The sequence below is a fragment of the Lysobacter sp. Hz25 genome (assembly GCF_046097045.1).
Lineage (GTDB): Bacteria > Pseudomonadota > Gammaproteobacteria > Xanthomonadales > Xanthomonadaceae > Lysobacter > Lysobacter antibioticus_B.
Window position 1 is genome coordinate 3210003 of record NZ_CP175666.1, and the last position, 9607, is coordinate 3219609.

Below are 9607 nucleotides of genomic sequence, written 5' to 3' on the forward strand. Positions count from 1 at the left end.
GAAAGTTACCCGCCGCTTTAGTGGCGGAAGCTTTAGGCGTTTGATCTTGATCTTGATCCTAGAAAAGCGACCGCCAGCGCCCCCTAAAACTTCCACCCCACCACCAAACTAACCCTTCCATCCGCCAACTTCCCATCGTCGAGCGCCTCCGACAACTCCGCCCCATAACTGGAGGTATCGGTGTATTGCAACTCCGCCTGCACCGGCCCGAACTCCCGCGTCAGCGCCAGCAGGTAATCGTTGTAGCTGTCGCCTGCGGCGTCTTCGAGGTCGTAATGACCGATCTGAGCCTTGAGGCCGAAGCCGCTCTCGCCGAGCGGCCATTCGCCGCCCGCGTTCCAGTAGTAACCCTTGCCGCCCAGGCCGAAGATGTCCGGCGAATACGCCAGGCCGACGTGGTAATACTCGGCGAAACTCAGAGTGCCTTCGAGCTCGGTGTAGTCGTAGTCATAGCCCGAACGCGCGCCCGGGTAGGCGGCGCGGGTCAGGGCCAAGTCCAGTTCCAGGCCGGGCCGCAATTCACCGGCCCAGCCCAGGTAGCCGTCGAGTTCGTAGTCGATGCCGTCGTCCTCTTCGCCGGCGGCGGTGAAGTCGATGCTCGAAGCCCACAAGCCCGCATAAAAGCCGCTGCGATGTTCCAGCTCGATCTCGGCCTGCAATGCCGGGTCTTCCTGGGTCTGGGACACGCCGCGCCAGATGTAGTCGCTGAGCGCGCTCACGCCGCCATGCACGGCCCAGGCCGGCGGTTCGGCGGCCGTGGCGTCTTGTGCGGCGGCGGGCAGCGGCGACAGCACGGCCAGCCCCAAGGCCAACAGGATCGCGCTCGGTGCGCAGCGACAAAGGTGCGGGCGGTCGGACATGCGGCTCTCTCCAGGCGGGCTGCCGGGGACGATAGCGCAGTCGGGCGGCCCTCACCCGAACCCGCTGCGCCCTCCGCCCAACCCCACCCCGGCCAGAACGCATAGCGCCTTGGCGTTCGCGAGCGCGCGAACCCATGCCTCGCAAGCCTCGCTCGCTCCCCCAGAGGGGCTAAAGCCATCCGAGGCGGGCCGGCGATCGGGGCGTTCGCGTGAAGGCCGGCGCAAAGGGCTGTCTTACATTGACACCGCCCGAGCGCCCTCCGAACATCCCCGCCATCGCACCTGTTTTGGAGAACACCGTGATCCTGCGCCTTGCCCCGCTCGCCTGCGCCCTGATGCTCGTCGCCTGCGGCGGCAAACAACCCGATCAGGCCGCGTCCGCCGCGCCCGCCGGCGCCGAGGAGAAGGTGCTCAACGTCTACAACTGGTCCGACTACGTCGCCGACGACACCATCAAGAACTTCGAGACGGCGACCGGCATCAAGGTCAACTACGACGTCTACGATGCCAACGAAACGCTGGAGAGCAAGCTCACCGCGGGCGCGTCGGGCTACGACGTGGTGTTTCCGTCGGCGCGTCCGTTCGCCCAGCGCCAGGTCAAGAGCGGGCTGTATGCGGCGCTCGACAAGAGCAAGCTGAGCCACTGGAAGCACCTCGACCCGCAGTTGCTGCAGAACCTGGACGGCATCGACCCGGGCAACGCGCACCTGGTGCCGTACATGTGGGGCACGACCGGGCTCGGCGTCAACGTCGACAAGGTCCAGGCCGCGCTCGGCGCCGGCGCCGCACTCGATACGTGGTCGCTGTTGTTCGATCCGGCCAACGCCGCCAAGCTCGCCAAGTGCGGCATCACCGTGCTCGACGACGACCAGGAAGCCTTCGGCGCGGCGCTGATCTGGCGCGGGCGCGACCCGAATGCCGGCACCGCCGACGAGATCGAGGTGGTCAAGCAGGTCTACGGGGCGATCCGGCCCTACGTACGCACCTTCAACAACGCCGAGTACAAGGACGCCTTCGCCAACGGCGACGCCTGCCTGGTGATGGGCTATTCGGGCGACATCGCCCAGGCCAGCACCGACGCTTTCGATGCCGCCGCCAAGGCCGGCAAGCCGGCGCCGAACCTGCGCTTCGTGCTGCCCAAGGAAGGCGCGATCCGCTGGGTCGACGTGATCGCAGTACCGAAGGACAGCAAACACTCGGGCAACGCCCACGCCTTCATCGATTACCTGCTCGACCCGAAGGTCGCCGCGGCGATCAGCAACCACGTCGCCTATGCCAGCGCCAACAAGGACGCACTGCCCCTGGTCGACCCGGCCATCGCCCAGGACCCCGGCGTGTATCCGCCGGCCGAGGTGCGCGCCAAACTCATCGATCCCAAATCCTTGCCCGAAGACGTACAGCGCCAGCGCGTACGCGCCTGGACCCGCATCAAGAGCGGGCACTAAACGCATGAGCGTCCCCGCCCGCAGCGCCGCGCTCGAGCCCTGGCGCGACCCGTCCGCACAGCCGTTCGTGCGCATCGAGGGCGTGACCAAGACCTACGGCAAGGTCTACGCCTGCGACGACATCTCGCTGGACGTATACCGCGGCGAGTTCTTCGCCCTGCTCGGCGGCTCGGGTTCGGGCAAGAGCAGCCTGCTGCGCGTGCTCGCCGGCTTCGAGACGCCGGACCGCGGCCGCGTGCTGATCGACGGCGTCGACGTCACCGACCTGCCGCCGTACCAGCGGCCGGTCAATATGATGTTTCAGAGCTATGCACTGTTCCCACACATGAGCGTGGCCCAGAACATCGCCTTCGGCCTCAAGCAGAGCCTGCCCGGCGAGGCCCGCCTCGGCGCCGGCGAGATCCGCGACCGGGTGCAGGCGATGCTGGAACTGGTACGCATGCCGCAGCTCGGCAACCGCAAGCCCGACCAACTCTCCGGCGGCCAGCGCCAGCGCGTCGCCCTGGCCCGCGCGCTCGCCAAGCAACCCAAGCTGCTGCTGCTCGACGAACCGCTGGGCGCGCTCGACAAAAAGCTGCGCGAACACACTCAGTTCGAACTGGTCAGCATCCAGGAACGGGTCGGCACCACCTTCATCATGGTCACCCACGACCAGGAAGAGGCGATGACGATGTCGTCGCGGATCGCGGTCATGGACACCGGCCGCATCGTCCAGGTGTCGACGCCGGCGGTGTTGTACGAATACCCGGCGACCCGCTTCGTCGCCGAGTTCATCGGCGGCATCAATCTGCTCGACGGACGTGTGCTCGGCCACGACGACGGCGGCCTGCTACGCGTGCATTGCGACGGGGTCGGCGGCGAACTGCTCGTACGCCACCCCGATCCGCTACCCGAAGGCACCGCGGTCGGCATCGCCGTGCGCCCGGAGAAGATCGACGTCCACGAAACCCGCCCCGAAGGCCTGGACAACGCCGTGGTCGGCAAGGTCCGCGACATCGCCTACCTCGGCGACGTCTCGATCTATCACGTCCAGACCGAGGCCGGCGCGACCTTGCGCGTGCAGGAAACCCACGTCGCGCGCAGCTCCGAGCCGCATTACGACTGGGACGACAGCCTGTGGCTGTCGTGGGACGCGACCAGCGCGGTGGTGCTGACATCGTGAGCGCCGAAGTCATGAACGCCGAACTCGTGAGTTGCCCGCCCATGCGTACCGGAGCAGTCTGCGCTTCGGTGCCGGGGGCTGACTTGTGAGTGGGATGGAACAAAAGCGGGACTCGGGGGCCTGGGGTTTCTGGGCGGATGTCGTTCAGAACCTCTTCGGTTGGTTCCGCGCCGTCGGCGACGAGTTCCGCAGCCGCCGCGGCCGCCTGCTGGTAACCGCGGTGCCGATGCTGTGGATGGCGCTGTTCTTCCTGGTGCCGTTCCTGATCGTGCTCAAGATCAGTTTCGCCCAGGGCCTGTTCGGCCAGGTGCCGCCGTACACGCCGCTGATCGAGACCGGCGCCGACGGCGCCACCTCGCTGCGCCTGCACGCGTCCAACTACACCGCGTTGCTGTCGGACCCGCTGTATATCGCCGCCTATCTGAAGTCGCTGCTGTTCGCCTCGGTGTCGACCCTGTTCTGCCTGCTGTTGGGCTATCCGATCGCCTACGGCATCGCCCGCGCGCCGCGGGTGCTGCGCTTGTTGCTGTTGGTGTTGGTGATCCTGCCGTTCTGGACCAGCTCGCTGCTGCGCACCTATGCCCTGATCGGCTTGCTGCGCGCCAACGGCCTGATCAGCCAGGCGCTGGCCTGGACCGGCCTGATCGAGCCCGGCGAGGCAGTGCTGCACACCGACCTGGCGGTCTATATCGGCATCACCTACAACTACCTGCCCTTCATGATCCTGCCGCTCGCCGCAACCCTGGTCCGGCTCGACTTCACCCTGCTCGAAGCCGCCGCCGACCTCGGCGCGAAACCCTGGCAGGCCTTCGCGCGTGTGACCCTGCCGCTGTCGATCCCCGGCATCATCGCCGGCACCTTATTGGTATTCATCCCGGCGGTCGGCGAGTTCGTGATCCCCGACGTGCTCGGCGGCCCCGACGCGCTGACCATCGGCCGCGTGCTGTGGACCGAGTTCTTCACCAACCGCGACTGGCCGCTGTCGGCGGCGATCGCCATCGCCATGCTGTTGCTGATCGTGCTGCCGACCCTGCTGTTCGAGTACGTCGAGAATCGCCGAGTGGCGCGCGAGGCCCGCTCGTGAGGCGGCGCCCGTTCACCCTGTACACGATGATGGCGCTGGGCTACGCCTTCCTGTACCTGCCGATCGTCTCGGTGATCGTGTTCTCCTTCAGCGGCTCCGAGCGCGCCACCACCTGGGGCGGGTTCTCGCTGCAGTGGTACGGCGCGCTGATGCGCAACGAGCAGATCCTGGAAGCGGTGCAGCGCAGCCTGACCATCGCCGCGATTTCGGCCACCGCCGCGGTCGCGCTCGGCACCGCAAGCGGCCTGGCACTGTCGCGCTTCGGCCGTTTCCCGGGCCGCGGCATCCTCAGCCTGATGAACTCGGCGCCGATGGTGATGCCCGACGTCATGCTAGGCCTGTCTTCGCTGTTGTTGTTCGTCGGCGTGCAGCAGCTGTTCGGCTGGCCCGAACGCGGCATGACCACGATCACCCTCGCCCACATCACCCTGACCGCCTGCTACGTCACCGTGGTGGTGCGCTCGCGCATGACCTCGATGGACGCGAGCCTGGAAGAAGCGGCGATGGACCTGGGCGCGAAGCCGTGGCGAGTGTTCTTCGTCATCACCCTGCCCCTGATCGCGCCGGCCCTGCTCGCTGGCTGGCTGCTCGCCTTCACCCTGTCGCTGGACGACCTGGTCATCGCCAGCTTCACCTCCGGCCCGGGCTCGACCACCCTGCCGATGCTGGTCTATTCCAAGGTCAAGATCGGCGTGACTCCGGAGATCAACGCACTCACCACGATCATCGTGCTGTTGGTGGCGATCGGGGTCAGCGTGGCGGGTGTGTTGATGCACCGGCGCGAACGCAAGCTGGCGCGTTCGCGCGATTGAGGCGCTTGAGCGCCGCGCCGCCCTCGGCGAGGTCGTGTGCCGTTGCCGTTGCCGTTGCCGTTGCCGTTGCCGTTGCCGTTGCCGTTGCCGTTGCCGTGATTTTGATCTGCTGCCGCTTTACCGGTCAAATGGAGACCCGGAGGGCGCCGCACAGGACGTGCGGCGTTTTTCGATAGGACAAGGATGTCCTATCGAAAAATCCCGGCGTCGGCATCGCACTCGTGGCCTGTGCCCTTGCAAGGAAAGCCCTTTTCTTTGGTTAGCTTTCTTTTGGGCCAGCAAAAGAAAGTAACCCGGCCGCGTCAGCGGACGGAAGCTCTGCTCTTGCTTGAAGAACGAGACTCCGCGAATCCTTCCCTTGTAGGAGCGACGTAAGTCGCGACCACGACGCCTCAATCTCGAGTCACTGCGGGCTAGAGCCCAGGGTAGGAGCGGCGCAAGCCGCGACCGCACTGTGGCTGTCTTGCTGCGCCTCGCCCAAGCAGGATCAAGATCAAACGCCGAAAGCTTCCGCCACTAAAGCGGCGGGTTACTTTCTTTTGTCATAAGCAACAAAAGAAAGGTAACCAAAGAAAAATGCTTTTCTTTGAATCACAGGCCCGCACGAGCGATGCCGACGCAGGGATTTTTCATACGGGACATCCCTGTCCCGATGAAAAACGGCGCGCATCCCTGCGCGCCGCCCTACGGGTCTTCGATTGCCTTCGCCAGGGCGAAACGACGCACAGCCAGAGCGGAAACAGAGCAGACGCGCCAAGGACAAACAGCCCAACGAGGCCCCACGAACAGAATCTCATCCACTTGAGGCTCACGGTCGCCGCTCGCGCCGCGCCTACCCTTCTGCCTGCGGCCACGCAGGTTCACACGCATGCCATCGCGCGGACATGCGCGCCTGTTCTCATTTCCGTGGGGAAAGGAACGCCCGCGACACTTCAGCATTGCCTGCCGCCGCCGTCCGGCACGACGCGCGGCCTTGGCCGTCCATCTGCACTCGCTCTCTGGCCGTTCGGCTGCGCACGACGTCTCCTGCCTCCCCCGGATGCCGCACATCCGTGCCGGACTCATCTCATCATTCAATGGAGACACACAAATGGACTACGCAATGCGCGCCGGCGGCGCGAAACTTCTGCTGTTGGCGGCCGCGCTCGGCCTGGGCCTGATCGCCGCCCCGCAAGCCCGCGCCGAAGGCACCTGCAAGACGGTGACCTTCTTCCCGGGCGTGGTGCAGGTCTACGGTACCGTGCGCGCCAACGCCGGCACCGCCGATTCGCAGTTCTGCACGACCTCGTTCGCCTGCCCGCAGAGCACCCGCAAGGTCGAAGTGTTCGGCGGCGCGGTGGCCTCGTCCCCTGAGGCCGTGGTCGCAGTCGACAACACCGCCCTGCTCAGCTCCGGCGACGAAATCTCGGCCAACTGTCTCACCACGCCGGTCGGCAGCCACAACGGCGTCACCGCCGGCACCTGCAACAGCAAGGCCGAAACCACCGCGAACCAGGGCACGGCGGAGCGTTCGCAGTGCTCGGTGTTCATCGATGCGCCGGCCGGCGCTTCGGTCGGCGCCAACGCGACCTGCTTCTGCGGCACCTAAACCGCTCACTGCGAAAGCAAAAAGCTCCCCGGTTGCCCGGGGAGCTTTTTTAATGCCTGAAGATACGACGACGGTGGCGCGCGGCGAGGAGCCGGCGTTGCGCCCGGTACACCGGCTCTTACCGTTCCTTCGGTAGCGGCGACGGAATCCCTCCGTCGCCGCCCGCGTCCCTGCGGTGGCGCCCGCAGGCGCCTACCGTTCGTTGAATCAGTTGATGCAGGAGGTGATGGCCGAATTGATCTGGCTGCGGAACAGCGCGTTGCCGCTCAGGTAGGAATAACCGGTCGGCAGCGTCGGCGCGTTGGTGGTGTCGTAGAACAGCTTGAACAGGTTGCGCAGCGGGGTCACCTTGGCGGCGGCGTTGGCGCCGTAGTACGCGTTGAGGTAGGTGACGGCGACGATCGGATAGGCGCCGGAGATCGGAGCCGACGGGCTGACCAGCTTCAGGCAGTTCTTCTGCGCGGCGGTGGCCGAACCCGGAGCAGCGGCGGTAGTGGCGCCATTGAGCACCTGACCCTGCAGCAGGCTGGACGGCGCCAGGCTCAGCGAAGCCGGCATCGCACTCGGGCTGAAGGTGTTGACGGTCGCGTACATCACGCCCTGGGCGATGACTTCGGCGACGTCGCCGTAGCCGAAGGCGTCGACGGTGCTGTTGACCTTGGCCACCACGCCGCTGTTGCCGCTGGACGGAGCGAGCGCGGCATAGGCCGGCCACACGCCGCTCTGCTTGACCGCCGTTTCGAAGCTCTGGTTCGGCTTGAAGAAGTTGGTCGGGTCGTTCGGGTTGGTGGTGCTGCCCGGGACGCCGTAACGGCCGTTGCACTGCGCGGCCAGGTAGCTGGTGAAGGCGAACGAGGTGCCGCTGCCGTCCTGACGGTAGACGATGGTGATCGGGTGCGAACCGCTCAGGCCCAGGCCCAGCAGCGGATCGGTCCAGTCGGTGATCTGCGCCGAATAGATGCGGCAGACCTTCTCGGTGTTCAGGGCCAGCGCGGTGACGTTGGTGTCTTCGAACGGCAGCGCGATGGCGCCGGCGAGCGTCGGGATCTGCACGATCGCGGTGCGGGTCGCGGCGACGTTGGTGTTGAAGGTGGTGTAGTCGGCGGTGCTGATCGGCGAGTCGGTGCCGATGAAGTCCGGGCTCGGGCCGTTCGAAGCGAAGCCGGTCGGAGCCGGGGTCGACGCGTCGCCGCAAGCGCCGTTGGCGGCCAGGCCGTCGTTGTTGAGCACCTTCTTGCCGGTGCCGCTGCCGGTCTGGCAATAGGAGGCGGCATCGGCCGGATACAGCGCGCGGAACTTGGCGAACACCGGGGTCAGGGTCGCCGAAGGGCCCGGGTTGGTGTTGCCGAGAGCGGCCGACGTGACCGCCGGGGAAGCGATCGAGGCGTCGCGGGACAGACGGAACTTCGGCGAAGCGCTGTTGTACAGGTCGCCGACGTAGGCCGGTGCCGGGAAGGTGGCGCCGCCACCGTAGAGATCGGCGGCGTTGGCGGAACCGGCGGCGATCAACAGCACGGTGGCAGTGGCGAGACTGCTGTAAAGCTTGTTGCGATGCACGTGACTTCTCCTTGAAGGGTTTTCGGGCGAACGCCCGAGGGATCAATCCGATCGATGCGATGCGTCCATCACGAACTGCTTGACGCAGGCACAGACTGCGCGCGACGTATTCCATCGCCGCGACTGCGCGCATAAGAATTTGTGACATCGGAAAAAGCTTGCTGCGCATCGATCGCGGCGCGCCGAAGCGGAATTTCTTCGCAAGTGCTAAGTATTTGTGTCCGTGCCCGCGGCTTGCGTTACGCAGATGACAGCGCAGATGCGCACTGCGTCGAAGTACTCGCCTGGCTTACCGGCGCATGCGCAGCGGCGCCGCGGATTGACATGTCTTCAGCGCTTGAGATTCGCGTATCGCTCGATGCTGCGAAGGTGTCGACGGCGCGGTATCGGTTGCGACTGCGACGAGGTTTGTCGTCATGGCGCATTGCTGCGCGGCAACACGCGACGACTCTACGACGAAGGTCTTAGGGTGCGCGGGCGAACGCGATATCGCCGTCGATGACTGAGGCCGAGTTCCTTCGCATGGGCATGATCGGCGCGAGCCGCGACCGCGTCAGCTCGTAGTCGATTACGGAGATCACTGATTGATAGCCGCGCTGCTGCTGCTGTTGCTGTTGCTGTTGCTGTTGCTATTGCTATTGCCGTTGCCGTTGCCGTTGCCGTTGCCGTTGCTTTGCGCAGTTTCGCACTGGCGAAGGCAATGGAAGACCCGGAGGGCGGCGCGCAGGGATGCGCGCCGTTTTTCATCGGGACAGGGATGTCCCGTATGAAAAATCCCGGCGGAAGCACCGTTCGTGCGGGCCTGTGATTCAAAGCAAAGCATTTTTCTTTGGTTACCTTTCTTTTGTTGCTTATGACAAAAGAAAGTGACCCGCCGCTTTAGTGGCGGAAGCTTTTGGCGTTTGACCTAGATTTTGATCTTGCGGAGCGAAACGCCGCAAACCCGTTACAGCGCCGTCGCGGCTGGCGCCGCTCCTGCCACGCGACAGCTCGCCGCTTCGGCGAATGACTTCGGCGATCTTGCTTCTACGCGTCCCTTGGTCGCGGCTTGCGCCGCTCCTACCCCTCGCGAAAGCACGTCGCTTCGATAGGCGACATC

8 protein-coding genes are annotated in these 9607 nt (G+C 65.6%); 5 read left to right on the top strand and 3 right to left on the bottom strand.

Translation table 11 applies throughout. The features are described from left to right. Positions 1-83: 83 nt before the first annotated feature. A complete protein-coding gene (locus tag ACKN61_RS13195; protein WP_408949932.1) occupies positions 84-860 on the bottom strand; it encodes a TorF family putative porin in 777 nt (258 codons plus the stop codon). A 299-nt stretch (positions 861-1159) separates the two neighbouring features. Between ACKN61_RS13195 and ACKN61_RS13200 the strand changes: the two genes are divergently transcribed. The 5 genes from ACKN61_RS13200 to ACKN61_RS13220 all read left to right on the top strand — a co-directional run bounded on the left by ACKN61_RS13200 (position 1160) and on the right by ACKN61_RS13220 (position 6951). Continuing rightward, positions 1160-2305, top strand: a complete 1146-nt coding sequence (locus ACKN61_RS13200) for an extracellular solute-binding protein (protein ID WP_408949933.1) — start codon at positions 1160-1162, stop codon at positions 2303-2305. Between the two features lie 4 nt (positions 2306-2309). Further along, positions 2310-3467, top strand: a complete 1158-nt coding sequence (locus ACKN61_RS13205; protein WP_408949934.1) for an ABC transporter ATP-binding protein — start codon at positions 2310-2312, stop codon at positions 3465-3467. A 226-nt stretch (positions 3468-3693) separates the two neighbouring features. Then, positions 3694-4551, top strand: coding sequence for an ABC transporter permease subunit (locus tag ACKN61_RS13210; RefSeq protein ID WP_223620238.1), 858 nt, complete (start codon positions 3694-3696; stop codon positions 4549-4551). Between the two features lie 26 nt (positions 4552-4577). Beyond that, a complete protein-coding gene (locus ACKN61_RS13215; protein ID WP_408953820.1) occupies positions 4578-5363 on the top strand; it encodes an ABC transporter permease subunit in 786 nt (261 codons plus the stop codon). 1090 nt (positions 5364-6453) lie between these two features. After that, positions 6454-6951, top strand: coding sequence for a hypothetical protein (locus tag ACKN61_RS13220; RefSeq protein WP_408949935.1), 498 nt, complete (start codon positions 6454-6456; stop codon positions 6949-6951). A 207-nt stretch (positions 6952-7158) separates the two neighbouring features. On the opposite strand, the gene ACKN61_RS13225 is transcribed toward ACKN61_RS13220, so the two are convergent. After that, entirely contained in the window at positions 7159-8508 is a 1350-nt protein-coding gene (locus ACKN61_RS13225; RefSeq protein WP_408949936.1) for a substrate-binding domain-containing protein, read from the bottom strand. 577 nt (positions 8509-9085) lie between these two features. Continuing rightward, complete coding sequence (locus ACKN61_RS13230) at positions 9086-9331, bottom strand: hypothetical protein (RefSeq protein WP_408949937.1); 246 nt, start codon at positions 9329-9331, stop codon at positions 9086-9088. Positions 9332-9607 lie beyond the last annotated feature (276 nt).